At 36.8% G+C, this 26,321-nt stretch carries 25 protein-coding genes; 19 read left to right on the top strand and 6 right to left on the bottom strand.

From position 1 onward, the window contains the following. The first annotated feature begins 94 nt into the window (after positions 1–94). The 6 genes from AC1F25_RS04335 (at position 95) to AC1F25_RS04310 (ending at position 6,139) form a co-directional block, all read left to right on the top strand. Positions 95–2,824: a sigma 54-interacting transcriptional regulator gene (locus AC1F25_RS04335; protein WP_479994283.1), complete on the top strand. Its 2,730-nt coding sequence runs from the start codon at positions 95–97 to the stop codon at positions 2,822–2,824. Between the two features lie 11 nt (positions 2,825–2,835). Beyond that, a complete protein-coding gene (locus AC1F25_RS04330; protein WP_002309302.1) occupies positions 2,836–3,471 on the top strand; it encodes an HAD family hydrolase in 636 nt (211 codons plus the stop codon). Between the two features lie 76 nt (positions 3,472–3,547). Further along, positions 3,548–3,826: a hypothetical protein gene (locus AC1F25_RS04325; RefSeq protein ID WP_073490441.1), complete on the top strand. Its 279-nt coding sequence runs from the start codon at positions 3,548–3,550 to the stop codon at positions 3,824–3,826. 37 nt (positions 3,827–3,863) lie between these two features. Continuing rightward, positions 3,864–4,505: a YfbR-like 5'-deoxynucleotidase gene (locus AC1F25_RS04320; protein WP_002288886.1), complete on the top strand. Its 642-nt coding sequence runs from the start codon at positions 3,864–3,866 to the stop codon at positions 4,503–4,505. Positions 4,506–4,547: 42 nt separating this feature from the next. After that, positions 4,548–5,240, top strand: coding sequence for a carbonic anhydrase family protein (locus tag AC1F25_RS04315; RefSeq protein ID WP_002316248.1), 693 nt, complete (start codon positions 4,548–4,550; stop codon positions 5,238–5,240). Beyond that, positions 5,237–6,139: a LysR family transcriptional regulator gene (locus AC1F25_RS04310; protein ID WP_002309299.1), complete on the top strand. Its 903-nt coding sequence runs from the start codon at positions 5,237–5,239 to the stop codon at positions 6,137–6,139. The genes AC1F25_RS04315 and AC1F25_RS04310 overlap by 4 nt, the downstream gene beginning before the upstream one ends. 181 nt (positions 6,140–6,320) lie before the next feature. Here AC1F25_RS04310 and efbA read toward each other — a convergent pair whose 3' ends face one another. After that, positions 6,321–8,027: a fibronectin-binding protein EfbA gene (gene efbA / locus AC1F25_RS04305; RefSeq protein WP_002313779.1), complete on the bottom strand. Its 1,707-nt coding sequence runs from the start codon at positions 8,025–8,027 to the stop codon at positions 6,321–6,323. A gap of 188 nt (positions 8,028–8,215) precedes the next feature. Between efbA and AC1F25_RS04300 the strand changes: the two genes are divergently transcribed. From AC1F25_RS04300 to AC1F25_RS04250, 11 genes are all read left to right on the top strand, one after another. Next, positions 8,216–8,839 (top strand): thioredoxin domain-containing protein, encoded by a 624-nt coding sequence (locus tag AC1F25_RS04300; protein WP_002309297.1) that lies wholly within the window; start codon positions 8,216–8,218, stop codon positions 8,837–8,839. A 448-nt stretch (positions 8,840–9,287) separates the two neighbouring features. Continuing rightward, positions 9,288–10,337 (top strand): tryptophan ABC transporter substrate-binding protein, encoded by a 1,050-nt coding sequence (gene trpX / locus AC1F25_RS04295; protein ID WP_002309296.1) that lies wholly within the window; start codon positions 9,288–9,290, stop codon positions 10,335–10,337. Then, positions 10,334–11,215 carry an ABC transporter permease gene (locus tag AC1F25_RS04290; protein WP_002309295.1) on the top strand — a complete coding sequence of 294 codons (882 nt, stop codon included), beginning with the start codon at positions 10,334–10,336 and terminating at the stop codon, positions 11,213–11,215. Before trpX ends, AC1F25_RS04290 begins: the two co-directional genes overlap by 4 nt. Positions 11,216–11,217: 2 nt before the next feature. Then, positions 11,218–11,988 carry an ABC transporter ATP-binding protein gene (locus AC1F25_RS04285; protein ID WP_002309294.1) on the top strand — a complete coding sequence of 257 codons (771 nt, stop codon included), beginning with the start codon at positions 11,218–11,220 and terminating at the stop codon, positions 11,986–11,988. 279 nt (positions 11,989–12,267) lie between these two features. Then, the gene (aroE, locus tag AC1F25_RS04280) at positions 12,268–13,122 is read left to right on the top strand and encodes a shikimate dehydrogenase (protein WP_479994282.1); all 855 of its coding nucleotides are present in this window, start codon (positions 12,268–12,270) and stop codon (positions 13,120–13,122) included. 177 nt (positions 13,123–13,299) lie between these two features. Then, a complete protein-coding gene (locus AC1F25_RS04275; RefSeq protein ID WP_002313776.1) occupies positions 13,300–14,463 on the top strand; it encodes an LCP family protein in 1,164 nt (387 codons plus the stop codon). A 119-nt stretch (positions 14,464–14,582) separates the two neighbouring features. Next, complete coding sequence (locus tag AC1F25_RS04270) at positions 14,583–14,993, top strand: VOC family protein (protein ID WP_002299733.1); 411 nt, start codon at positions 14,583–14,585, stop codon at positions 14,991–14,993. Between the two features lie 174 nt (positions 14,994–15,167). Then, complete coding sequence (locus AC1F25_RS04265) at positions 15,168–17,396, top strand: type IA DNA topoisomerase (protein ID WP_047929963.1); 2,229 nt, start codon at positions 15,168–15,170, stop codon at positions 17,394–17,396. A 170-nt stretch (positions 17,397–17,566) separates the two neighbouring features. Beyond that, positions 17,567–17,851 (top strand): hypothetical protein, encoded by a 285-nt coding sequence (locus AC1F25_RS04260; RefSeq protein ID WP_002313773.1) that lies wholly within the window; start codon positions 17,567–17,569, stop codon positions 17,849–17,851. Positions 17,852–18,020: 169 nt separating this feature from the next. After that, the gene (locus AC1F25_RS04255) at positions 18,021–18,257 is read left to right on the top strand and encodes an AbrB/MazE/SpoVT family DNA-binding domain-containing protein (RefSeq protein ID WP_002309281.1); all 237 of its coding nucleotides are present in this window, start codon (positions 18,021–18,023) and stop codon (positions 18,255–18,257) included. Beyond that, entirely contained in the window at positions 18,254–18,652 is a 399-nt protein-coding gene (locus tag AC1F25_RS04250; RefSeq protein ID WP_002329191.1) for a type II toxin-antitoxin system death-on-curing family toxin, read from the top strand. The genes AC1F25_RS04255 and AC1F25_RS04250 overlap by 4 nt, the downstream gene beginning before the upstream one ends. Positions 18,653–19,312: 660 nt before the next feature. Here the strand turns inward: AC1F25_RS04250 and AC1F25_RS04245 are convergent. From AC1F25_RS04245 to AC1F25_RS04225, 5 genes are all read right to left on the bottom strand, one after another. Next, the gene (locus tag AC1F25_RS04245) at positions 19,313–20,257 is read right to left on the bottom strand and encodes an L-lactate dehydrogenase (protein WP_002329192.1); all 945 of its coding nucleotides are present in this window, start codon (positions 20,255–20,257) and stop codon (positions 19,313–19,315) included. Between the two features lie 123 nt (positions 20,258–20,380). Next, a complete protein-coding gene (locus tag AC1F25_RS04240; protein WP_002309278.1) occupies positions 20,381–20,623 on the bottom strand; it encodes a hypothetical protein in 243 nt (80 codons plus the stop codon). Positions 20,624–20,648: 25 nt separating this feature from the next. Then, complete coding sequence (locus AC1F25_RS04235; protein ID WP_002309277.1) at positions 20,649–20,981, bottom strand: hypothetical protein; 333 nt, start codon at positions 20,979–20,981, stop codon at positions 20,649–20,651. 70 nt (positions 20,982–21,051) lie between these two features. Beyond that, positions 21,052–21,294: a hypothetical protein gene (locus tag AC1F25_RS04230; protein WP_002345094.1), complete on the bottom strand. Its 243-nt coding sequence runs from the start codon at positions 21,292–21,294 to the stop codon at positions 21,052–21,054. Positions 21,295–21,858: 564 nt separating this feature from the next. After that, positions 21,859–22,803: an AraC family transcriptional regulator gene (locus AC1F25_RS04225; RefSeq protein WP_025477050.1), complete on the bottom strand. Its 945-nt coding sequence runs from the start codon at positions 22,801–22,803 to the stop codon at positions 21,859–21,861. Positions 22,804–23,023: 220 nt separating this feature from the next. Here AC1F25_RS04225 and AC1F25_RS04220 point away from each other — a divergent pair, with 220 nt between their 5' ends. Next, a complete protein-coding gene (locus AC1F25_RS04220) occupies positions 23,024–24,238 on the top strand; it encodes an MFS transporter (RefSeq protein ID WP_172966956.1) in 1,215 nt (404 codons plus the stop codon). Between the two features lie 21 nt (positions 24,239–24,259). Then, complete coding sequence (locus AC1F25_RS04215) at positions 24,260–26,275, top strand: alpha-L-rhamnosidase-related protein (RefSeq protein ID WP_479994281.1); 2,016 nt, start codon at positions 24,260–24,262, stop codon at positions 26,273–26,275. The last annotated feature ends 46 nt before the right edge of the window (positions 26,276–26,321 follow it).

The following is a 26,321-nucleotide window of genomic DNA, read 5'->3' as shown; positions in this document are numbered from 1 at the left end:
GGCCAAGTGCCTCGGCTTTTCTTCCCTTGCATTGAAAAGGGTTTCTTATTCTCGTACAATTGATTGAGCAAGAGTAAATTGGGTGGTGTTGATCATGAACAAAAAAGTAGAAAAATATTTAAAAGAGCTGACAAAAAATTACAGTGAGCATCATGCAGAAGATTTTTCAGCTTTATCAATTAGCGAAAATGTCGGTTTGAATCGAAGTACAACAAGCTTCTACTTAAATCAAGGAATGAAAGAAGGAGTATTGGTCAAGGTCAAGAGTTACCCCGTCTCTTTTTTACATGTTGAAGCTTTAGCTGAACTTGGCATTTTTCACAGAGAATCTGAATATGAAACTTGGGAAGACTTATTTGCAGCAGAAAAAGCCAATGCATTAGAAACGGTGATTGGAGTAAATGGCAGCTTAAGAGAAGCAGTTGATCAAATAAAAACAGCAGTACTTTATCCTGGGAATGGGTTACCTATTCTTTTATGGGGCAATAGCGGTTCAGGAAAAACATTTTTAGCAGAAAAAATCTATGAATATGCTGTAGCAGAAAAGGTCATCCCAAAAGATGCTCCGTTTATCTCTTATAATTGTGCCCAATATTTCAACAATCCTGAACTCTTGTCTTCTGCTTTGTTTGGCCATGTCAAAGGAGCATTTACCGGAGCAGAAAAAGAACATATTGGATTGATAGAAAAAGCTGATAATGGCGTATTATTTTTGGATGAGGTTCACCGCTTAAGTGATGAAGGGCAAGAAAAGCTTTTTACATTTATGGATACAGGAGAAATTTCACCGATGGGGGACAATGCAATCAGACATAAAGCAAACGTCCGTATGATATTTGCAACAACTGAGAATGTCTATCAAACATTTTTGCCGACCTTTATTCGCCGTTTGCCAGTGATTGTCATGTTGCCGAATTATGAACGTCGTCCGCAATCAGAACGTATGCAACTGATAGACACATTTTTTATCAATGAAGCGAATATTTTGTCAAAACGCATCGATGTAAGTTATCAACTAGTGGACTTTTTGCTTAATAGTGACTTAGAAGGCAATGTAGGGAAGATAAAGAACATCGTGAAATATGTCTGCGGTAGTGCGTACGCCAAAAACCAAAATAGTCTGTCTATTCGAGTTCGTTTGAAGGATCTTCCAACTGAAAATACCATGCAGCTAAAAGAGCAGCTAAAAAAAACGATTAAAGCTTTACCAGACCGCCAATATTTGCCGCATACAGCTAACCAAGTCTTTTTAGAATCTTCAGAAGACAGGCAAATCAGACAGTTATTTGAAAAAATAGTGCAAATGTATCAAAAAGTTGAAAAGCAAGAATTAATGATCAAAGATTTTATTGATCATACGGTAAATCGAATCAATCATTTGATGGACGAGTTTATTTTTAAAGATAGTTATTCGAAAGAAGAATCATTTTATTCTGTACTAACCTATCAGATACGAGAAACTTTTGATTGGATGCATGAAAACTACGGATTGGAACAAGATGGTAATCGTGTGATTGCCCTAGCACAGTATCTCTACCATAAAAACAACACAGATATGATTGCAGAAAATCATGAATGGCAAAGTGTCAAAGACAAGTTGTTAGAATTGGTTTCGAGTTCCATAGATACTTCTTATTGGTATGCTAAAAAAGTACTAGGACATATTTCTCGACAATTAGATCAAGATTTTAAAGAGGAAGATTTGATTTTTATTTCCTTTTATTTTCATGGGTTGCAGATCACGCTAGGAGAAAAGAAAATCAAGAGTATCATTTTAGCTCATGGTTATTCTACTGCTAGCAGTATGGCGAACGTAGGCAATCGGATACTGAAGCAGAATATCTTTCAAGCTTATGATATGCCAATCAATATCACGTTAGCTAAAGTAGAAGAACAAGTTATTCGCTTTATCAATGATCATCAAACGGACGCCGGGTTGATTTTATTAGTAGATATGGGGTCGTTGAACGAAATCGGAAAAAAGCTAGCAGATAAAATACGTGGTCCACTGCTGATTATCGATTATGTCTCTACGCCTCTTGTATTGGAGATTGGGCAGTTGATTCAAAGACAAATGTCTATCGCAGAAATCAGCCAAAAAATCGATATAGAAAACAAAGTAAAAAAACAACTAATACTACCAAAAAAAGAAAAAACACAGGCAATCTTAACTTGCTGTTACACCGGAATAGGTTCAGCTACTCAAATACAAGAGATTTTGGAATCTTGTTTAGAAAATCATTGCAAAGAATTGACGATTATTCCGTATGATTACAAAAAATTGCAAAAAAATAAAATGTATGAGGATCCTTTCCAAATATATGAAGTATTGATGATTGTAGGAACAGAAGATCCCAAAATCGAACAGGTTCCTTATATTGGTCTTGATCATTTAATTAACGGTGAAGATGTTGAGAAGTTCATTTCAATTCTACAAGATTATTTTGACATACGTGATAAAGATTTAAAAGAACAGCTGATGTTCAGTTTTTCAATTAATAAAATCATCGAAAATTTAACGATTTTGGACGCAACCAAACTGTTGCGTTTAGTGCAAAGTGCTGTATCCGTAGCTGAGGAAACCTTAGAGATCACTCTATCTAATAGTAAGTTGTTTTTACTATACCTACATTGCTGCTGTATGATTGAACGAATTTTAAGGAAAGAAAGTGTGGATGAACAAGAAGATATAGAGGAATATACGACTCAAGCAGGTGCAGAAATGGAACAGATCCATCGTGCCTTTTTCGAAATAGAGAGTGAGTATACTATCAAGATTTCCACGTTGGAATTACGATTGATTCATGAAATTATTTATGGATAGGAGGAAGGTTTGTGAATTTAGGCATGATTTTTGATATGGATGGTGTCTTAATTGACTCAGAAAATTTTTATTTTGATCGACGTATGCAATTTTTCAAAGAAAAAAACATCCTACCAGGTTCGACGAATAAGTTGGATTTCGTTGGACTGACAGAAAATGGGATTTGGGAAGTATTGGTCTCAGAAAAAGACCAACGAGCTGATCTTAGAAAAGAATACCTTGCGTACCGGGAAAAACATCCTATTGACTTTAAAATAGCACTGCGAAAGGGTGCGGAAGACATCTTGGATTATTTAAAAAAGAAAAGTATCAAAATTGCTCTTGCTTCTTCTTCTCCTCAAAGAGAAATCGACAAAATGCTGACACAGAATGCTTTAGCACCATACTTCGATTTTGTCATTTCAGGAGAAAAGCTATCTAAAAGCAAACCACATCCAGAAATTTATCAAATCGCAGTAAATGCATTGGATGGTAGACATTGCATCGCAGTAGAAGATTCTCCTGTTGGTATTGCGTCAGCAAAAGCAGCTAATTTATATACGATTGCATTAAAGCAAGATCTGCCCCTTGATCAGGCACAAGCAGATATCGTGATTGATGACTTGAACGATATCATTCAAATAATCGAAACTTACGATATAGATTGATTCAACTATCTGAAAAAGATTTAAATGCCCCGAAACTTCGTGAAATTTTTGAACAAGAATCTTAAGCATATAATTAATTGATTGTGAGAAAAAATGGCTATCAATCGATATAAAAACAATCCAAAAACTGATTGCGAAAAGTATCTTTTCATCAGATATGAAAAGAAACTTCTATCGTGATCAGTTTTTGATTTTTGCAAAATTTATTTTGCTAAGACTAAATAGCAGAGAAAAGAGAATAATCTCTTCTCTGCACTCTATTCTATCGAGAGTTTCTCTATTTTTTGGTAAGCGAGCTGTTGCGAAAATGGAAAAGAGCGGAAATGTTGCGAATGTCAGTTATTTAATGATATGATATTCGGAAAAAGAAATCTCAAAGGGAGGTAACTTTTATGGGATTGAATGAATTTATTTTAGGATTGAACAATTTAGAGACGATCACAAGGGCACCTGGTTTTTTTAAATATACGGAGCATACAGTCGCAGCACATTCGTATCGTGTAGCATCTATTGCGCAAGTTCTAGGAGATATTGAAGAAGCAAATGGGCAGCCAATCGATTGGAAACTGCTCTATGAAAAATCACTGAATCATGACTACACAGAACGTTTTATTGGTGATATCAAAACACCAGTGAAATATGCAAGCAAAGAATTAAGAGGGATGCTGCAAACAGTTGAAGAAAAGATGACGGACGAATTCATCAATCAAGAGATTCCAGCTGAGTTCCAAGAAGTTTATCGCCGTCGGTTGTTCGAGGGAAAAGATGAAACTGTAGAAGGAGAACTATTAGCCATTTCAGATAAGGTTGACCTTCTTTATGAGTCTTTTGATGAAATCATCAAAAATAATCCAGAAAAAGTTTACAAGGAGATGTTCATTGAGGCAGTGACTACTATCAAAAGCTTTGAACATCGGCCTTCTGTTCAGTATTTCTTTAAAGAGATATTTCCGGAACTATTGAACCAGGAATTTTATGGAAAAGAGGCGTTTTTAGAAACTGTCTCAACGATTGTAAAGAAAGAAGAAAAATAAAAACGATATGAGATGCAGGGGGAAGTATAGTTGAAAAAGAATATGGATGTCGAATGGGGCTATTCTGGAGACAGAGGTCCGGAAAATTGGGCGAATTTATGTGATTGGTTTGCGAGAGGTGCGGAATTTCCGTTGCAGTCACCTATTCATTTAACAAAAGGTGAAGAAATAAAAATGAAAGGAGAGACACTTTCGTTTCATTATCAAAAGCAACGCTTCACTGACAAGGAATTCAAAAATACGATTCATTTAGTACCTTTTGATCAACTCAGTTATGTAGAGTTCAAGAAAGAACGCTATTATTTGACAGATATTCATTTCCACTTACCATCAGAACATATCATCGACGGGAAACAGGAAGATATTGAGTTTCATTTTGTTCATATGAACAGCAAAAAAGAGAATCTGGTCGTGGGCGTCATGTATCAGTTAATGGAACAGGAAGGTTGGTTTTATAATCAAGAAAATGGAGAGAGATGGAATTTAGAAAAACATGAACACTGGGTAAATCCAGATGTCTTTTTTCCAGAGAAAAAAAGCCATTTTCATTATGTAGGTTCATTGACAACTCCACCTACCAGCGGACCAATCCAATGGTTTGTGATGGATCATGTAGAAAAATTGAACCAAGAGTTTCTTCTACCCTTCAAAGGGCAGTATGCACAGCCGAACAACCGACCAATTCAACCCTTGAATGGAAGAGAAATTTATTATTTTGAGGAGTTTGAGCAATGAATATTCAACAAATGAAATATGTGGTCGCTGTGGCAAATAATGGTAGTTTCAGAGAAGCTGCAAAGAAAATGTTTGTTTCACAACCAAGTCTTTCAGCTGGTATCAAAGAATTAGAGACCGAGTTAGGAATCACGCTATTTACTCGAACGAATCGAGGTGCATATTTAACAGAAGAAGGACAAGATTTCTTAAATCGTGCCGAAAAAATCTTGGTTCAGCTTGATACATTAGAAAGTCACTATCTAACGAGTGAAAAGAGAGAGAATTTTTCAATCGCTGCCCAGCATTATGATTTCTTAGGTCCTTTGACCGCACAGCTACTCGAGGAATTCAAAGATGAAATCAAACAATTTCGGATCATGGAGACGACGACGGCGAGAGTGATCGAAGAAGTCAAAGAGCAGCACAGTGAAATCGGCATTATTTATATGAACGAGCATAATCAAGCTGGTATCAGAAGATATTTGCAACAAGGAGAACTAAGTGGCCGCAGCATTGGAAAATTTAAAACACACATTTTTTTAAGGCATGGACATCCGCTAGCTACACACGCAGAGATCACAAAAGAAGAATTGTTATCTTATCCTCAAGTTCGTTTTACACAGGATGGAAATAATTTTCCGTATTTTTATGAAGACCTTATCGAGATTCCTGATCAAGAAACAGTGATCTATACCAGTGATCGAGGGACTTTGATGAATATCGTTCTTGAAACTGATGCGTACGCTTCAGGGTCTGGTATTGTGATTGGAGGAATTCGTGAGCACTTGCGGTTAATTCCTTTAGCAGAAGGCGAGCTAAATGAATTTTATATCATTTATTCGGCAAAGCGCCCGCTCAGTGAAATAGCTCAAAGATTTATCAAAGAGCTTCCTCGGTTACTGGACCAACAGAATTAAGAAAAGCAGACGGAACATCTGACTGATATTAAGTAGAAAGAACAGCCAAACAAAACAGTTTATTCGAAATAAGGGGTTGTGACACGAATTTTGTCACAACCCCTCTTTTTATAGAAAGCAATTTATAACTGATTGTTTTTATGAAAAAGTACGAAAATATGATTCTAAGAAAATACATTCATTACCCGTTTTGTTTCATAGCTATAATTTTCTCTTCTTCTGGTGTCACGATGACTGTTTTCTGATTTTCATAAATGACGTAACCAGGTTTGGCACCATTTGGCTTGCGGATATGCTTCACTTGTACAAGATCAACTGGTACTTGGGCAGAATATCGATATTTTGAAAAATAGGCAGCTAACTCGGCAGCTTCGGTAATTGTTTCATCTGAAGGTTGATCACTTTTGATGATGACGTGCGAACCAGGGATATTTTTTGCATGGAGCCAATAGTCGGTTTTCTTAGCTGTTTTCATTGTCAGCTGGTCATTTTGAAGGTTGTTTTTACCAACAAGAATGAGCGTTCCGTCAGAAGAAAAGTATTGATCAGGCTGAGATGGTTTCTTTTTCTTTTGTTTTTTCTGTGTCTTCTTTTTCAAATAGCCCTCAGCAGTCAATTCTTCTTTGATTGCTTCGATATCCATCGGACCGGCAATTTCCAGTTGAGACAAGACAGATTCAAGATATTGGATTTCATCTTTGGCTTCTTGGATTTGTTCGCCAATCAACTTAACGGCGTTCTTCAGCTTTTGGTATCGATGAAAATATTTCTGTGCATTTTGATTTGGCGTCAACGCCGGATCTAATGCTATTTTGATTGGCCGGTCTTCTTCATAATAATTAGGTAAAACAACTTCTTTTGCGCCACGTGGTACTTGTGTCAGAAAAGTAGTAAGTAGTTCGCCATCTCTACGGTAATTCTCAGCGTTTTCGGATTCTTTGAGTGTTTGTTCACGTTTTTTCAATTTATTTTTATTTCGTTTTAGTTCATTTTCGATTTTTCGGATCAGTTCTCCGCCTTGTTGTTTTGCCCGATCTTTCTCCGCTTTTTCGTGATAATAGCTATCTAATAATTGACTGAGTGTTGGATAAGTTGTCACAGCAGATGCTTGTTCGGAAAATACCTGATAAACAATCGGCGTAAAGAAATCTTTATTTGTCGTTTCGTAAAAAGTAGGGTCTGGGTGATTGATGATCGATGAGAAAAATTCGTCCCAAACAACCATTTTTTCATTAGGACGTTCAAGCAATCTCTTGGTCAGCTCTTGAGCAGTATCGAAACCGATTCCCTGAAACTGATATTGGATTGCTTTTGGTTCTAGTTCAGTTTGAGAAAGTCGCTGGAAGATTTTTTCTTTATCGGAGCTAAATGGGTTCAAGACCTCTTGTTTTGGCGGAGCAATGTATTCTACGCCGGGAAGCAAAGAACGATAAGTGTTTTGAGAGCTTCCTATGTGTTTGATCGCGTCCAATATTTTTCCAGTTTCTTGATTAACTAAGACGATCGTACTATGACGCCCCATTAATTCAACGATCAATATGATATTCTGTAAATCGCCCAACTCGTTGCGCTTAGCAAAGTGAAAATGGATCACTCGATCGTTTTCGATTTGTTCGATGCTTTCTAAAATAGCACCATCCAAATACTTTCGAAGCATCATCACGAAGTTAGGCGGATTATCAGGATTCTGATAATCGATTTGGGTAATCTGTACACGAGCATAACTAGGGTGCGCAGATAATAATAATCGATGGTTTTTGCCGCGTGAACGAATCACCAGCACGATTTCATTTTCATAAGGCTGATGGATTTTCGAGATCCGGCCAGATAGTAACGTTTCACGCAATTCGTTGACCATCGCATGGGTAAATACACCATCAAAGGACATGGTTCATTCCTCATTTCTTTTCATAAGTATATTCATTATAACGAAAAAAAGAAGAAAAACCAATTTGGCCGAATAGTGAAGCAAAAGTCTAGAAAAAATTGGACTAATTACATAAAAAACAGTGTTTTTATCGTTGAAATCCAAATTTTTAGGTATAATAAAAAATAGGAGAAAAAGTAGAAAAGAAGGTGTTTGTTATTTGGGAAGCAGTTAAATCGAGAGTACAAGAAATGAATGATCATTTCTCAGTGTCATTCGCAGAAAATCCAATTAAGTATTTTCGACGTCTTGTGTTTCTGCTCATCTTATCATTGCTACTAACAATTGCGATGTTTTTGTTGCCGGAAAAAATCCGAGAAGAGCAAGTAAATAGTCTCGTTTATTCATCCATACCAACCAGCAAATTAAAACCTTTTGATTACAGTCAAGCGGATCAGAAAATCAAACAAAGCCGAGCGATATCGGTGATGTTCAGCAAACCGAACGGGAAAACCTATCAGGATATGCTGGATGTCTTTAATGACCCTGAGCTTATGGAAGAATTGAATCGACCGATCTTTTATTATCCGATCGTTTATGACGTACATGAACTGGAACAAAAATATAACATACGAACGGATGAAGTGACATTTATTTTCTTTGATGGAGGAAAAGAAGCAAATCGGATAACTGCGGGTAAGGGAGGAATAACTGATTTTGATAAGGAGTTGATCCCTGAGCTGAATCGACTACCGTTAGCCAATATTAAACAATTAGAAGAAGAAATGGATAGAACAGGAACAGCTTCCCCAAATGCCGAGACTGCTAATTGAGTTGTTAACGTGATGAAATGGTGGCTCTATATAGCGCTATTTTTAATTATCAGAACAAGTGATGTTTGATCTTCAAAATAACAAATGAAAAAAATAAAAAATATAGTTGACGAAATTCAAAAATTCGATTAGACTTAAATCAATTCTTAAGGAAAGGGTGACCTGTAATGAACTTATCAAAACGTATTTCAGCAGAGAACAAAAAAAATTGGCGCAGCTGGCGTAGATAAGTTGTATTAATGGTGAAACTTTCCCATAGATACAACTTTTTAGAGTGCATTTCTAAAGCTTGTATCTATGCTAGACATGAACATTGACTGCCGCATAGATCCTATCTATGCGGTTTTTTGTGTAAAGACAATGACCGTTTTGGCCATTGTCTTTTTTTGTAGACTGGATACTTGCCTGATTTTAATAAATAAAAAGATTGACTTTGCAGGAGGAAAAAATGAAAAACAAACGTTTAATAACAGTTGTAGTAATTATTTTAGTTTATTTAGCAGGTGCATTTATTTATGGAAAAGCCTCAGGAGAAAAAGAAAGTACTTCGACGAACCAGACAAAAAAAACAACAGTTGTCGGGGTATTGCAATATGTGAGCCATCCGGCATTAGATGAGATTTATCGAGGGATCAAAGATGGTCTGAAAGAAGAAGGATTAAAAGAAGGAGAAAATCTTGAAATCAAATTTCAAAATGGACAAGCCGATCAGAGCAAGCTAGCCACAATGAGTCAACAGCTAGTACAATCCGATCCTGATGTTTTGATCGGAATCGCAACGCCTGCTGCTCAATCATTAGCAAACACGACTTCGTCGATTCCCGTTGTATTAGGTGCTGTAACGGATCCTGTGGGGGCTGGATTAGTTGGTTCTTTAGAGAAACCTGGTGGAAACGTGACAGGTGTTTCTGATCAGCCACCTGTTGCTTCACAAATCAAGCTTGCTTCTGATTTGCTGCCAAATGCAAAAAAAGTCGGGATCTTGTATGCTTCTTCGGAAGATAATTCAAAATACCAAGTAGCACAAGCGGAAGAAGCTGCAAAAAAAGAAGGGTTAGAAGCAGTAAAATATGCGGTGCCTTCCACTAATGAGATTGCACAAACGGTACAAGTGATGAGCCGACAAGTCGATTTTATCTATGTTCCATTAGACAATACGATTGCCAATGCTATGCAGACAGTGGTTAAAGAAGCGAATAAAGCAAATATCCCCGTCATTCCTTCTGTTGATACAATGGTAGAACAAGGCGGACTAGCAACAATCGGGATCAATCAATATCAATTAGGGCTTCAAAGCGGTAAGATGGCGGCAAAACTTGCGAGCGGAAAAGAAAAACCGGAAACGACACCTGTTTATATGTTTGATCAAGGGGATACAGTGATCAATCAATCTCAGGCTGATCACTTAGGAATCACTATTCCTCAATCGATGAAAGAAAAAGCCAAAATCATTACAGATGAGTCGCAACAAGAAACATCTAAGGAGGATGACAAATGATCGTATCAGCTATTTCACAAGGCATGCTTTGGGCAATATTAGGATTAGGGATTTTCATGACCTATCGGATCTTAGATTTTCCTGATATGACGACAGAAGGGTCCTTCCCATTAGGTGCTGCTGTCTGTGTGACAGCTATCACTCATGGGGTAGCACCGATTTTAGCTACGTTATTGGGCGTAGGTGCTGGTATGGTAGCAGGACTCATTACAGGGTTACTTTATACAAAAGGAAAGATACCGGTTATTCTAGCAGGGATTTTAGTGATGTCAGGATTGAACTCAGTTATTTTGTTTGTGATGCGAACACCAAATCTATCTTTATTGAATCATCCGATTCTACAAGACAGCTTTCATCGCTTTGGATTACCTGATTACTTTGACACAGTCCTTCTTGGCTTCATCTCTTTGGGCATCTTGATTGCTGTACTGCTATTCTTCTTCAATACAGATTTAGGTCAAGGCTATATTGCGACAGGAGACAACGAAACGATGGCTCGGTCGTTAGGGATAAAAACCGATCGTATGAAAATTTTAGGTTTGACTTTGTCGAACGGTGTCATTGCATTATCCGGTGCGCTGATTGCCCAGAATGACGGATATGCAGATGTAAATAAAGGGATTGGCGTGATCGTCATCGGTCTTGCTTCCATCATCATCGGTGAAGTGATTTTCCAAGAATTGACGCTAGCAGAAAGATTGATTGCTATTGTTGTCGGCAGTATCATTTATCAACTATTGATTTTAGTAGTAATCAAACTAGGGTTTGACACGACTTATCTGAAGTTGTTCTCCGCTATCATCTTAGCTATTTGTCTGATGATCCCGCAATTGAAGAAAGCACTGAACTTAAAAACGGGTTTTGAGAAGGAGGCATAGTAATGACAGATATATTGACAATCAAAAACGGCAGAAAAGTCGTAAACAATGGGATGAATGAAGAGAAAGTACTATTGGATGAAATCAACCTTACAATCAGAGAAGGGGACTTTATCACTGTTCTTGGCGGGAATGGTGCTGGAAAAAGCACACTGTTCAATACCATCGCTGGTACGCTTCAACTCAGTCAAGGATCGATCTCTTTTAAAGATCAGCTGATTACAAAAGATTCAGAAGAAAAAAGAGCACGATTCCTTTCTCGGGTTTTCCAAGACCCTAAGATGGGAACGGCTCCCCGGATGACTGTAGCAGAAAATCTGCTACTTGCACAAAAAAGAGGGCAAAAGCGGAAATTCCGTTTACGTAACTTGAAAAATCAAAAAGAAGATTTTTTCAGACTATGTCAAGAAGTCGGTAATGGCCTAGAACAACATTTGGATACTCCAGCAGGGGAATTATCTGGCGGTCAACGCCAAGCATTAAGTTTGCTGATGGCGACGATCACGGCTCCTGAATTACTGTTATTAGATGAACATACTGCCGCTTTAGATCCTAAAACAGCTAAAGCATTAATGCAGTTAACAAATCAGCGGATCAATGAACAAAAATTGACTTGTCTCATGATCACGCATCGAATGGAAGACGCCTTGAAATACGGAAATCGTCTGATCGTACTCCAAAAAGGAAAAATTGTTCAGGATCTTTCTGAAAAAGAAAAGCAACATTTGACAATGGGCGACCTTTTGCAGTTCTTTGAAGAAGTAGTAGATTGATTTCGACAGAAAGTCTCCTTTCAGTAGAAGGACTTGAAAACTCATTGACATCTTCCTTTGATTCATCCTATACTTAAAACAATAAACAATTGGAACATATTTGGGTGTTTTGTAGGATCACGTAGTCAATGATTTTAACAATTAAATAGAATATTCTTTGCTCTGACAAGTGAACGATGAGAAAAGAATTTGCTACTTTGCCACCTAGACGTTTCGTACTTTTTCGTATCAAACGCTAAGTGGCTTTTTTTATTGAAGTAAGAACAAAGGAGGAATAAGATGATTTCTGGACAAACCAAATTAGCTGGACTCTTTGCTGATCCAGCTTCTCACAGTTTATCTCCATTGATGCACAATACTGCTTTTGAAGCAAACAACATCGATGCGGTGTATTTAGCTTTCAAAGTAAACCCAATGAATTTGAAGCAAGCAGTCGAAAGTATACGAACTTTTGATATGTTAGGTGTGAACCTTTCGATGCCGAATAAAACAGCGGTTATTCCTTATCTGGATGAGGTAAGCCAGGAAGCACAATTGATTGGAGCAGTGAATACGATCGTGCACGAAAAAGGTCGTTTGATTGGCTATAATACCGATGGTGCGGGCTTCATGGAATCCGTACAAGAAGCTGGGATTTCGGTCAAAAAGAAAAAAGTGACTCTGCTGGGCGCTGGAGGGGCAGCAAAGGCAGTCACTGTTCAAGCGGCGTTAGACGGTGCTAAGGAAATTGTAGTTTATAAACGAAACAATCAAACATTCGCTCAAGTAAAAGAAACATTCGAACAACTCAGCTATCGAACTTCTTGTGAGATAAAAGTTCGTGATTTTGCCGATACGTATCAATTAAGAAAAGACTTGAAAGAAAGCTGCCTTCTAGTCAATGCAACAGATATCGGGATGGGAAAGAAAATCGATCAGTCACCGCTCTTAGATATAAACATGATGCATGAGAAACTAGCGGTTTTTGATTTGATTTATGCACCTAGAGAAACACGTTTATTAAAAGAAGCAAAAAAAGTAGGAGCAAAAGGATACAATGGACTTGGCATGTTGATCTACCAAGGAGCAATCGCGTTTGAATTATGGACAAAGGAAAAGATGCCGATCCATGTGATTGAAAAACTGTTTGATTAAAAAAGGATAATAGATAAAGATTTTTTATTCTCGCATAAACGGTCTCAAGAAAAGTAATTCTTTATGTATCGAAGCATTTATTTCGTTATTTTTTATTAAATTATCAAAAAATGATAGGCTTTTGTCGATTGGTTATCGTATCCTTTATTTATCAGTAAGAAACGAGGAGGAACCACAATGAGTCGGATGGATCGCTATAAGGACATCCATAAGAAGGCGAAACCTCTGAAGCGGGATACGGGGAGTATTTTTGCTAGAAGAGAACGAAAACGAACGCGTATGGAAAATGAGGAAGATGCTACCCGTATTTATGAAAGAGAGCAGCACTCATTTGAACATTTGAACCAACACGAACAACAGATATATAGAGATGCACCAAGAACAGAAGAACAACAAAAAAATAAAAAATTTTTCAATCGGCAAAAGAAGAACAAACCGTTGAAATCTCGAAGAAAACGATCGTGGAAAAAAATCATTCTATCGATTTTGCTTGTTTTGATCCTTTATTCAGGTATCTCATTTTTTATTGGTAAATATGTAGCTGAACATGACACAAGCTTAGAGGCAGCGACTTCAGAAACCTTTCATGGGCAAAAAGCGACAAATGGTGCGCATAATATTTTGATTCTTGGGAGTGATACACGCGGAGAAGATGCTGGACGAGCTGATACGATCATGGTCTTACAGTTGGATGGTCCTTCCCATAAGCCGAAACTGATTTCTTTTATGCGTGACAGCTTCGTTACGATCCCAGGGGTAGGACAAAATAAGATCAATTCAGCTTATGCATACGGAGGAGCCGATCTAGTGCGTCAAACTTTAGTAGAAAATTTTGGAATCAATTGTCAATACTATGCGAAAGTCGATTTCAAATCGTTTGAAAAAGTGATCGATGCCTTGTTCATGAACGGAGTGAAGATCGATGCAGAAAAAGATCTGAATCTGGATGGTGTAGATATTAAAAAAGGGGTCCAGAAGATGGATGGACATGTTCTTTTGCAGTACGCACGTTTCCGAATGGATGAAGAAGGAGACTTTGGCCGTGTCAGACGCCAACAGCAAGTAATGAACGCTATTTTCAGCCAATTGAAGAATCCATTGAATCTGATTCGTGCACCTTATGCAGCTGGTAAAGCTTTAGGGTATACATCCACAGATGTCACTGCTTGGTTCTTGACGAAAAACCTCTTTTCGATTGCACGAGGAGCTGGTGGCATTGATCGAATAAGTGTGCCAGTAGACGGTTCGTGGAATTATGGGCAAAGTGATTATGCTGGTAGCATTCTTGAAATTGATAATCAAATGAATCAATCAGCTATTACAGATTTTTTGAATAAATGATCATAAAAAAGATTAAGAAGAAGTTGCGACAAGGCTTTTGTCATGAATCAATCAAACGATTCACTCGTAAAAAAACGCTTTCTTATGATAGATTATAACCAAGAAAGGAGCTGTTTACATTGGATATCTATCTGAACTTCAAAAATGAGTCTCGTGAAGCCATCGCTTTTTATGAAAAAGTTTTTGAGACTGAAGCATCAGGTATCACCACATACGGTGAAATGCCTGGAATAGAACAAATGAACTTGCCAGAAGAAGCAAAAAATCTAATCACGAATGCACGGTTGAACATTTATGATACATTAGTTATGTTTGCAGATACGCCAGAAGGAATTGGTCCTGAATTAGTTGTTGGAAATAATGTTTCTTTAGTCATCCAAACAAGAAATGAAGAGGAAACGAAGCGTCTATTTGAAAGCTTAGCTGAGGGTGGTAAGATTGAGATGCCGCTGGATGCTGTTCCGTGGGCTCAGTTGTATGGGATGGTAACTGATCGATTTGGCATCAATTGGCAGATTAACCAAGAGTGACAGCTAAAGATGAATATTTTCTAGAAACATCAAGCAGCAAACGGAACATCGTTTGCTGGCTTGATGTTTTTTGTGCCTATTTCGACTATACGGTATCTTTTTTTTATTGCCAGATGCGAAAATATGTTCCATAATAGAGAAGTCCGCAAAAAATCAAGTAACGGAGGTCAGAAGATGAAGACGGTGATACTAGCTGAAAAACCTTCACAAGCAAAATCCTATGCCGAAACCTTCCAACAGCGAAAGCGGCATGAAGGGTATTATGAAATCAGCGATCCATTGTTTGCTGGTGAAGTAACCATCACTTATGGTTTTGGACATCTGGTAGATATGGTTGCTCCAGGAGCTTATGAAGAGCGTTGGGCAAAATGGTCTTTAGAAAATTTGCCTATTTTCCCAGAAACCTTCCGTTACGAAGTTCCAAGGGACAAACGTGCACAATTTTCGATTGTAAAGCGAGAGTTACAGTCAGCCAATACCATCATTATTGCAACAGATGGTGATAGAGAAGGTGAAGCCATCGCGTGGTCGATTATTCGTCAAGCAAACGCCTTTTCTAAAGAAAAGAACTATTTACGTTTATGGATCAATTCTCTTGAAAAAGAAGCAATATATGAAGGTTTTAAGAATCTCCAACCTGGAAAGAACTATTTTCCAAAATATAAAGAAGCGCAAGCAAGGCAGAATGCTGATTGGCTGATTGGAATGAACGGAAGCCCATTATATAGCTTACTGCTTCAACGAAAAGGGATTGATGGTAGTTTTTCTCTTGGTCGTGTACAAACGCCGACACTTTACATGATTTATCAGCTGCAAGAAGAAATCAAACACTTCAAAAAAGAAACATACTTTGAAGGAGAAGGTTTAATTACGACAAACAAAGGACAATTTTCAGGAAAAATCGTACCAAAAAAAGCATTTAAAACACAAGAAGAGTTAACAAAGGAAATAGAGAGACTCGGAGCGCATTTAGGTAAGCAAAACGGACGGATTCTTGAAGTTACGAAAAAGGAAAAGAGGTTGCATAGCCCACGTTTATTTTCGCTATCTAGTTTGCAGACAAAGATGAATCAGCTAATGAAAGCAAGTGCTAAAGCCACACTTGATGCTGCTCAAGGATTGTATGAAAGCAAATTTCTAAGCTATCCAAGAACGGATTCCTTTTATATCACAGAAAATGAGCATCAGTATCTGGTTAAACATCTGCAAAACTATAAAAAGTTTTTAGGAATAGAAGAAGTACAGACAACTGAGATCAGAGCAAAGAAACGGTATGTCGATGCGAAAAAAGTTCAAGAACATCACGCAATCATTCCGACAAAGACGATTCCGACTCCTGCACGCTTTGCGAAGCTATCTAAATTACAGCAAGCAATCTATTTGCAAGTCTTACGTACCACTGTGGCTATGTTTGCCGCAGATTATATTTATGAAGAGACGACTGTCACGACGGGTGTACAGCAATTAAAGCTAAAAAGCACCGGAAAGATCCCATTACAGCAAGGGTGGCAGGAAATCTTGCGCATCAAGTCAAAAAAGAAAGAAGCTCAGACGCTTCCTCCTATCGTAGAAAATGAAGAAGCAGAAGTAGAGCTGAAAAGTATGGAGAAAGAAACACAACCTCCGAAACCCTATACCGAAGGAACCTTGATCACAGCAATGAAAACTGCGGGAAAAACGCTGGATAATGATGAAGCGCAAGAAATCCTCAAAGAAGTAGAAGGAATAGGGACCGAAGCTACACGGGCCAATATCATTGAAAATCTTAAGCAGAAACATTACATCGAAGTCAATAAAAACGAAATAATCGTTACGCCAAAAGGAATCACTCTTTGTAAGGCAGTAGCTAATGAACCATTGCTGACAAGTGCAGAAATGACTGCACGCTGGGAAGGATACTTGAGAAAAATCGGTAACCAAGAAGGAACGCCATCTGTTTTTTTAGAAAACATCAAAAAATTCATCTTACATTTATTGGCAGAAGTACCTAATCAAATCGATAAGGTAGATTTCTCAGATGAGATCAGCGGAATACGCCAGATAAAAGCGATGGAGAAGAAAAACGACCAATTAGGAAGATGTCCAAAATGTAAAAAAGGGGTAGTCATGCTTTATCCTAAAATCGCTACATGTTTGAACCCGGAATGCGACTTCAAATTGTGGCCAACAGTAGCTAAAAAGAAGCTGACTAAAACAAATCTCAGAGATTTGCTTTCAAAAGGAAAGACAAGTAAAGTTGTCAAAGGTTTTACTGGTAAAAAAGGGAAATTCGATGCAGTTTTAGTATTAAAAGAAGATATGACGATCGGTTTTTCTTTTCCATGGATCGAAAACAGCGGAACAAAAGCAGTTGATGGAAACAAAGAAACATCAAGAAAAAATAATGAAAACGAAGTAGAGTAAATGAAAACAATGAAATAGCAGAATATTTATTCCGAAAAGTGAGAATATAAATACCAATAAAACCAAAAAATATCAGTCAATCAAGCAAAAATGTTGGGGTAGGCTGATTTTATATAGATAGCAAGGAGTTTTTTTATTTGAAAAAAGTGCATTCATTTTTAAATTATCTTATGGGAGCAATCACGATTGTGGCTGTATACCAAGCATTTCTAAAGTATCCTGATTACGGGACGAAGTTGCTGTCATTGACGCACAATCAAACAGCATATTCACCAACGCTGATTTTATCGACTTTGACTGCAGGAGCTAAAAGCGCTACTTATTTTTTTCATAAAACGACAAGCATGTTGAAGCGAAAGAAACAGCGTAAACAATTGTTGATGGTGGTAGGGGCTATGATCATTATTTATTTCCTACCAGTTATTACACAAGTATTCCATCAATATTTTGGTTAAAAATACGAGAGTTTGTGACAAAAGTCATGTCACAAACTCTTTTAACTTTTTTCTTTTTCGTTTTTCCGTAAGAAAAAGTAAATCAATAGTATATACATTGATTAAATGTATATACTTAAATATAATGTACTTACTATAGAATGATATAGAATATAGAGGGTGGCGAAATATGAAAAAAATGAAAAAGTATAAAATTAGAAAATCCGGCAATAGCGATGTAACAACTATCCCACCAGAAGTAAAAGAATTCATGGGTGTGCAGACGGGTGACGCAATCAGTTATGTTTTTCAATCTGATGGTTCTGTACGAATGATCAAAGCACAAGAAGAACCTGATATTGATTTATTAGTTGATTCGATCATGAATCAATATGAAGACGCGTTAAAAGATTTGGTTGATTTATGAGGTATCTTTCGACTAAAGAAATTATCAAAATCAACGCAAAAGTTATTTTACGTTACTCACCAGGCGAAATGATTGGTATAAAAGATGCCAATGCATTAGATATGGCAGTTAAACAGCCTTCACAAGCAGTATTTAATCAAGAACTCTATCCCGAAGTCTATGAAAAAGCGGCAATTTTAGCAATTAATTTAGCTAAAAAACATCCTTTTCATAATGGTAATAAACGAACTGCTCTTGTTGCCATGCTGTTGTTTCTTCAATTGAATAATTGTTCAGTTGCTTTTTCTCGTCAAGAAGCTGTTGATTTTATTATAATGATTACCACTAGTTCATTGGATTTCGATTCACTGAAGTCCAAGATAACCAATTATTTACGACAAACCGCAATAAAATGAACGAATTAAAAAAATTTATTTCTCCATTCGATCAGCATGTCATTAAAGAATATGCTGATTTTTTGTATGGTTGTTCATACAAAATAGTTTTTTCATAAAAATATGGATTAATTTTGAAATAATTGATTTAAAAGGAATACAAAAGTGTGAAGAGTAGGAAATAGTGGTTTAGAACTAGTGGATTGATTTTTTATATATTTTAGTTTACATAATATATATTATACGAAGTAGATTTAAAAAATAATAAACCTCTCTCGAACGTTTTTTTATCAAAAATCGTCATTTTTCCATCAAAATCTACTTGTGCAAAATTATAAAAAAATTTTGTAGTTTTTCTTCTTTTTTAACGTTTAATTAAATGATAAAAACCATTTTCTTTATACAGTTAATCCAGGTTACGACTCACTGTATTTATGTTTGCCATCACTGAAGGATTTTTAATCACATAGATAAATCATTTACTTAAGTTTTAGTTGTCACTGATATCGATTCGATTATTTAATCAGCAGATTACATTTCATACGTATGGATCATTTTCGACCGAATCGATTATAATCATTCCGTTTATTTGCTTACCTATAGATATCAATAAAAAAACTGCTTAACAGCTGAAATATCTGTTAAGCAGTTTTTGACTTTTTAGTTCTTACTCATTATTTCTTATAATACAGTGTTCAATACTTCTCTTAAAGCACTTGTTGATTTGCTGAACATTGCTTTTTCTTCTTCGTTGATGGATAATTCAACAACTTCACGAACACCATTTTCGTCAACGATTGATGGCACACCTGTAAAGATATCTTTTTCGTTGTATTCACCAGTTAAGTAAGCAGATACAGGCAATACAGCTTGTTCGTTATTCAAGATAGCTTTTACGATACGTGCAGTACTCATACCAATACCATAATAAGTTGCTTTTTTACGATCAATGATCTCATAAGCAGCATTACGAACTTTATCAGCAATTACATCTAATTCGTCTTTTGCGATACGATGATCTTTTTCTACGATTTCAAAAACTGGTTTACCACCAACAGTTGTATGTGACCATGCAGCAACTTCTGAATCACCATGTTCACCTAAGATATAGCCGTGAACGCTACGTGGGTCTACTTTTAATTTCAATGCGATTTCTTTACGGAAACGAGTTGTATCCAATGTTGTACCAGTACCGATAACACGTGATGTTGGCAGGCCTGATTCGTTCCAAGCGATATATGTCAAAATATCTACTGGATTTGAAGCAACAACGATAATTCCGTCGAATCCTGATCCCATGATTTCTTTGACGATTTGGCGCATGATTGACGCATTTGTCTTAACTAAATCTAAACGAGATTGACCAGGTTTTTGGTTGATACCAGCTGTGATAACAACGATATCTGCATCTTTGCATTCTTCATAACCGCCTGACCATACAGCAACGTTTTCATCGCCCCAAGCCATACCATCTAAAAGATCCAGTGCTTCCCCTTCTGCTTTTTCTTGGTTCACATCAATCAAGACTAATTCATTAGAGATTCCTTGGTTGATCATTGCATAAGCGATACTTGTTCCAACAAAACCTGTACCGACGATTACTACTTTACGACTTGTTTTTTTCATGAATAAACAGCTCCTTTTTCATAACTATTTGTTACTTTCATGGAAATTATAGTCTTGTTTATTCATTTTATCAATATGTTAATTATAATAGCTGTTATTATAATTTTTGATGGAAACGAATTCCTAAATACGTACAACAGATAACTGATAAACGATTACACCCATGTACCCTGCCAACACAACTAAAAGTACTAACGCTATCACTAATGGAGCTACTTTAGCTCCACCTTTATCAAAGCTATACTTTTTCCTTGTACGCTTTAGAACTGAAAATAAAACCAAGCCAAAAATAATTAACCATAATAAAAAGCCAATCGCACCTAAAATCAATATCCCTTCATTTACGATTGCAATCCCTATATCCATTTGCTCTGCTCCCTCATTGTCACATCTAAAGTTTTGTTTTGTTATAAACGTTTTTCTTTACTTTGTCCGTATCAGTCAATCCTTTTTCATAATTTTCTTGGATCGTTTTCTTTTGTATTTTATAGGATGCAGCTAACTGTCTTTTAAATCGGCGTTTGTTTTTTCGTATACTGGTGCCTTTTAGATATTCATAGAACTGTTTGACGATAAAAATGAACAGATAGACGGCAAAAAAAGTGGATAATCCGTATCGGATGAGATACATAGCAACGAAGGTGGCAAAAATACCAGTTCCTTCATTTTGTGCTAAGACAGCAAATTCGCTTAAAAAAGTTATGATAAATGCAAAATTTCCCATGCTTCACCTCATTGTAAATAGTAAATAATTGCCGTATCATCCTTTGATTTCTTTAAAGAGATAGAAAATATCACTTACGATAGTTTTTATATTGCTGCTGCTTCTGAAAACCCTTATTACTAGGTGCTTTACTCTTCGTACTTGAACTTGCGGACATCTTTTTGCTCAACAAAACAGTTAATAGAATCACGAAAAAAAGAGCACCTAATAATACAAAACGATACTTAGACAAATACATAGCGAACGCAGAAAATAAATCAGTTTGTCCAACAACGCTGTAAGCAGCTAAACCACTCAACCAAGCCTTTACCATTTTCATCTCCTCCTCCCTTCTTCAATCACATTATCTAAAGGATACAATAAAAGAAGTTTAAAAAAGGAACTGCTTTTTCTTATTTATGAAAAAACTGTTCCTTCTATATGTTTATTGGAAGATAAGAAATGAGTACACTAGTATCGGATATACCTTATGATATGTACCAAACAAAAGCCTATCTGTCTGACTAACCTATTGAAATGAGTGAATATTATTAAGAATAAGTCCAATGGTTCATCTTGGATAAAGTATGTCTTTTTGAGTGTCCTCTATTTTTTTCTGCCACGTATCCAATTAACAATGGATTCCCATCTCTGGACGCTAATCTTCCAAATTAGAAAGATCAGCGTATCTATCATCACTGTATGCTTACTAGTGAGTATTTATCAAATGAAGAGAAGGCACAAGTGGAAACAGCCACTACTAAAACATCTATTTATAGCAACTTATCTCCTATATAGTGCCATCAACTTCTTCCTGCTTCTCTTGATTGAGTTTAGTTAATACGCGGGTAAGACTTTGAATAGTCTTATCTGTTTTTTACATGTCAGACTGTTCTTCTTATCGGGGGTTTCTCCATTCATTGGGCGTACATGTTGAATACTTTTTGAATAATTTGAATAAAGAAGTGGTTTGTTTATATCCGATGCGATTAGCAATCTCTTCCAACGAAAAACTCGTTTCTTGAATCAATTCCAATGCAAAGTCAAATTTTTTTTGTAGAACCAATTCTTGAAAAGAAGCATCAAAATACATTTTCAATTTATTACTAAGGTAGACCGGATTGTAGCCAAAATGAGCCGCTGTTTCTTTTAACGTACAAGAAGTAAAATGCTTATCGATATAATCCAATATACCAAGCATCTCGTTTTCTGCGTATCCATCTGCTGACGAAAAGGTTTGCTGTTCTAATAAATGAGTCAATTCGATTAGTAGTAGTGATATATATAGGTTTAGTGAACGGATTTTATGACTGTATGTATCAAAATAAATCAACAGCATATTTTCAATCAAATGCGTCAAACGACTCGCTTTTCCGCCATGAAAATGAATGAATTGCGTATGTTCTCCCTTTTCTTTTGCTGCATTGATCAAAAAAGAAGAAAGCAGATTATTGGTGCTTGCCAAATGGTTCAATATTTCTGTAGATAAGGTCTCTTCCTTTAATAAGATGTTGATTAAAATATCCTCTTGCCCTGTGTATTCAATTCTTTGAGTAGCTTCTTTATCAATGATTACCACGTCACTTTCTTCCATATCCACCCTTTCCCCATTGATGACCTGTGAACATCTTCCGCTATACATATAATTGATCTCAACAAAATCATGTGTATGCTCAGGAACTTCCGCATATCGACGGTGTTTACTGATATGAATATTTCCGTTTTGAAATAAATCTCCTCGGTGGATTTTTGGTGGTGTCTGAAGATGATAAGCTAAGTTTAAGTCATTGACATTCTTTCCTTGTTCACGCTGCAGAGTTTCGATTGATTCTTCATTACGCAAAAAAGTATCTAATTCAGCTAGTTCCAATTGACTTCCTCCTTCTTGTAAGCAGTTTCTTTCGCTTATTAGTTTACGCTGTACTGCAATTATATGCAAAGCTATTTTGGGTTTCACAAAGACTTTCTATGGTTAGGACATGAATTTCCTGTGGTTCCGCTATTGAGTGAAGAGCTACTTCATACTATATTTTTGATAAGCGCTTACAAAAAGTGAAAGGAATATGTGTATGAATAAAAAAATGATGAAATTTTCTCTACTGTCAGTCTCTCTTATTTTGACTTCTGCTGGTGCGGTCACATCAGCGATTCCCAGTATGTCAGCTACTTATGCCACGCGTTCTTTATCTGCTGTTGAATTATTAACGACTGCTCCATCTTTTATGGTCACTATTTTCGTTTTGTTTAGTAGTTTTATTGCTAGGAGAATCGGACAAAAACAGACTGTGATCATCGGGTTAGTGATTGCATCGATTTGTGGTGTCCTCCCCCTCTTCTCGCAAAGTTACAGTATCGTCTTAGCTTCACGAGCTGGGCTAGGCATTGGCTTCGGATTGATCAATTCTTTGGCAGTCAGCATGATTGCTGCCTTTTATCACGGAGATGAACGTGCATCTATGATTGGTTTTCAAAGTGCATTTCAGGGATTTGGTGCAGCTCTAATGACATTTGTTGCAGGACAACTAGTACAGTTCGGCTGGCAATATACTTTTTTAGTCTACGCCATCAGCTTACCTATTTTAATCTTGTTTGTTTTGTTTGTTCCTAGACCTGAAACAACTAAGATTCAAGTACAAGGCACAGCTTCAGCAAGACAAGTAATCAAAACAAATCCCCAAATGATTAGTTATGGTATTTTTCTCTTACTGATCATCGTGATATATAACGCTGTCTCAATCAAATTAGCCACAGTCTTGACGACCTATTCTCTAGGAGACGAAACCAATGCAGCGAATATCTTGACCATCATGCAGTTGGCAAGTATGGCCGCCGGAGTTTGTTTTGGCTGGCTTCAGGCAAAAGCATATCGTTATATGCTTACTCTTTCTTTACTACTGATGGGTATTGGCTTTGTATTGATTGCCAGTGCCATGAATCTGTATGTGATTGGATTTGGCGCGATTTTAACTGGGATTTCTTTTTCGTTATTCATTCCTTATTTATTCAACCAAGTGAGCATCCAAGCGCCTAAGCATGCGGAGAATTTCAATACCTCGATCTTACTAGTTGGCGCTAATTTAGGCACTTTCATTGCACCATATGGTTTGCTTTTCCTCTCTTTTGTTTCTCTTGGAAGTAAGACACTTGCTGTTTTCGTTAATGGCAGTATCTTGCTGTTGATTAGCGCGCTTGTTAGCGTTCTAGTGGTATACAGGACGAATAGAAAGTCAGTAATAAGAGTAGATGAAGAAATAAAAGAACAATTGACAACAAAATAATTTTGATGGAGGTCGCGCAAAATGACAAATGAAAAATCACAAAATAGATGGCTTTGGTATCCTGGAGACTTTGAGATCCGCCATGGACTGCTACAAAATTTCCAACGAGAAGAACGAGGTTTCGACTGGCCGGCGTACTGGTACATGGATGATTGTCATCGGAACGTCAAGTTTAAGAGATATTACTTTCTTGATCATCCTTCCATGTTCAAAGTGACGATCCAAGGAGTTGGGTACGTAGAAATTAATGGGGAAAAGCATCCATCTGGAAAATGGCTGACTTGTCCGGCTGGCAAAGTAAAAATCCGGATCTTCGTTGGACATACATCTGGGCTACCAGCGATGTTTATCGAGGGAGATGAAATAAAATCAGATATCGGCTGGACAGCAAGCAACTTTATTGAAGAATACCCAGCTGGTTGGAGTCCACTCTATGTCGATATCGCTAAAGATCCAAATCAAATCTATTATCAAAAAGAATGTGTCCATCCAGTTACTGAAAGGGAAGTTAATGGAGGAGTCTTATTCGATTTTGGACGAGCAGTGAATGGCTGTGTAGAACTAATGTCTCTGGACGATCCTATCGAATCCATCACTCTATGTTATGGAGAGTCCGATGTAGAAGCTATGGATATCGAGTATTGTTACTATAAACAAATTGGAATGACAAGAAAAATGAAAGCTCGTAAACGCGCTTTTCGCTATTTGTTTATACCAGAGGTTTCTACTGGAATGGTTCAACTTCAAGTTTTTCATGAATTTTTATCTCTTTCGAAACAAGCTACTTTTTCAAGCGATTCTTCTTTATTGGATCAGATCTGGTCAGTATCAGAAGAAACTTTCAAGTTATGTAGTGATTTGTTTTTTATCGACGGTATCAAACGAGATCGCTGGATTTGGTCTGGAGATGCGTATCAATCATTCATGATCAATCAATATCTTTTCTTTGACGAGGAAATCAATAAGCGAACGATATTCGCATTAAGAGGACAAAATGAAATCAAGCAACATATGAATACGATTGTCGACTATTCGATCTTATGGATGATTGGCATCGAAAACCACTATATGATGACGAAAGACCGCGAATTTTTACGCATTGTCTATCCTAAGATGCAATCCTTGATGAGGTACTTGATGGAACAAACGAATGAATTAGGGTTTATTTATGGAAGAGAAAAAGATTGGATCTTTATTGATTGGTCTGAAATGGATAAAGAAGGAACGCTTGCTGCAGAACAAGTCCTATTACTGAAAGCCTACCACTCTATGATCACTTGCGGAGATATCTTAGCTGAAACATATGGAGAGGCTGAAATTTATCCTACTGATCTCTATCAAGAAAAATATCAGGTATTGAAACAAAACCTATTTGACTACTTTTGGGATGAAGAACTTGGCGCTTTTATCGATTGCTATGAATCTGGGAAAAGAAATGTGACGCGTCATGCGAATATTTTCGCTGTTTTATTCGATTTTGCTAACAAAGAACAACAGCAATCGATTTTAAAGAATGTCTTATTGAATGATACTATCACACAGATTACTACACCCTATTTTAAATTCTATGAACAAGATGCCTTATGCAAACTCGGACAGACGGAAATCGTCTACCAAACGATTCTTGATTATTGGGGAGGGATGTTATCTCATGATGCGGTAACTTTCTGGGAAGAATACGACCCTACTCAAACAGGAAATGAAAAGTACAGTATGTACGGAGATCCTTATGGAAAAAGCTTATGCCACGCATGGGGAGCAAGCCCAATCTATCTTTTAGGACGCTATTTTATCGGTTTGTATCCAACAAAGCCAGGTTATGAAGAATTTATGATACAACCTAATCTAGATTCATTTGAAACACTGAATTGTACGCTACCTATCAAAGATGGAATGATTTCGCTGGAAAAAACAGAAGATAAGATCGTGATTACTTCTGATAGAACAGGCGGAACAGTGAAAATGAATGGTAAAAGTTATCCTCTTCTAGCAAAACAGCCACTTGTCTTAACAAGCCATTCAATAATAAATGCATAAAACAAAAAACTGCTTGCGACATATCAGAAAACATTCGATCGTCTTC

This window comes from Enterococcus sp. M-BR2 (assembly GCF_056612775.1).
The sequence above is the reverse complement of the archived record's forward strand: the minus strand, read 5'-3'. Positions and strand labels throughout refer to the sequence as shown.

Coding starts and splice junctions, on each gene's coding strand:
- AC1F25_RS04335 (WP_479994283.1), top strand. CDS start 95: ATGAACAAAAAAGTAGAAAAATATTTAAAAGAGCTGACAAAAAATTAC.
- AC1F25_RS04320 (WP_002288886.1), top strand. CDS start 3,864: ATGGGATTGAATGAATTTATTTTAGGATTGAACAATTTAGAGACGATC.
- AC1F25_RS04315 (WP_002316248.1), top strand. CDS start 4,548: ATGGATGTCGAATGGGGCTATTCTGGAGACAGAGGTCCGGAAAATTGG.
- AC1F25_RS04310 (WP_002309299.1), top strand. CDS start 5,237: ATGAATATTCAACAAATGAAATATGTGGTCGCTGTGGCAAATAATGGT.
- efbA (WP_002313779.1), bottom strand. CDS start 8,027: ATGTCCTTTGATGGTGTATTTACCCATGCGATGGTCAACGAATTGCGT.
- trpX (WP_002309296.1), top strand. CDS start 9,288: ATGAAAAACAAACGTTTAATAACAGTTGTAGTAATTATTTTAGTTTAT.
- AC1F25_RS04290 (WP_002309295.1), top strand. CDS start 10,334: ATGATCGTATCAGCTATTTCACAAGGCATGCTTTGGGCAATATTAGGA.
- AC1F25_RS04285 (WP_002309294.1), top strand. CDS start 11,218: ATGACAGATATATTGACAATCAAAAACGGCAGAAAAGTCGTAAACAAT.
- aroE (WP_479994282.1), top strand. CDS start 12,268: ATGATTTCTGGACAAACCAAATTAGCTGGACTCTTTGCTGATCCAGCT.
- AC1F25_RS04275 (WP_002313776.1), top strand. CDS start 13,300: ATGAGTCGGATGGATCGCTATAAGGACATCCATAAGAAGGCGAAACCT.
- AC1F25_RS04265 (WP_047929963.1), top strand. CDS start 15,168: ATGAAGACGGTGATACTAGCTGAAAAACCTTCACAAGCAAAATCCTAT.
- AC1F25_RS04260 (WP_002313773.1), top strand. CDS start 17,567: ATGGGAGCAATCACGATTGTGGCTGTATACCAAGCATTTCTAAAGTAT.
- AC1F25_RS04255 (WP_002309281.1), top strand. CDS start 18,021: ATGAAAAAAATGAAAAAGTATAAAATTAGAAAATCCGGCAATAGCGAT.
- AC1F25_RS04250 (WP_002329191.1), top strand. CDS start 18,254: ATGAGGTATCTTTCGACTAAAGAAATTATCAAAATCAACGCAAAAGTT.
- AC1F25_RS04245 (WP_002329192.1), bottom strand. CDS start 20,257: ATGAAAAAAACAAGTCGTAAAGTAGTAATCGTCGGTACAGGTTTTGTT.
- AC1F25_RS04240 (WP_002309278.1), bottom strand. CDS start 20,623: ATGGATATAGGGATTGCAATCGTAAATGAAGGGATATTGATTTTAGGT.
- AC1F25_RS04235 (WP_002309277.1), bottom strand. CDS start 20,981: ATGGGAAATTTTGCATTTATCATAACTTTTTTAAGCGAATTTGCTGTC.
- AC1F25_RS04230 (WP_002345094.1), bottom strand. CDS start 21,294: ATGGTAAAGGCTTGGTTGAGTGGTTTAGCTGCTTACAGCGTTGTTGGA.
- AC1F25_RS04220 (WP_172966956.1), top strand. CDS start 23,024: ATGTGTATGAATAAAAAAATGATGAAATTTTCTCTACTGTCAGTCTCT.
- AC1F25_RS04215 (WP_479994281.1), top strand. CDS start 24,260: ATGACAAATGAAAAATCACAAAATAGATGGCTTTGGTATCCTGGAGAC.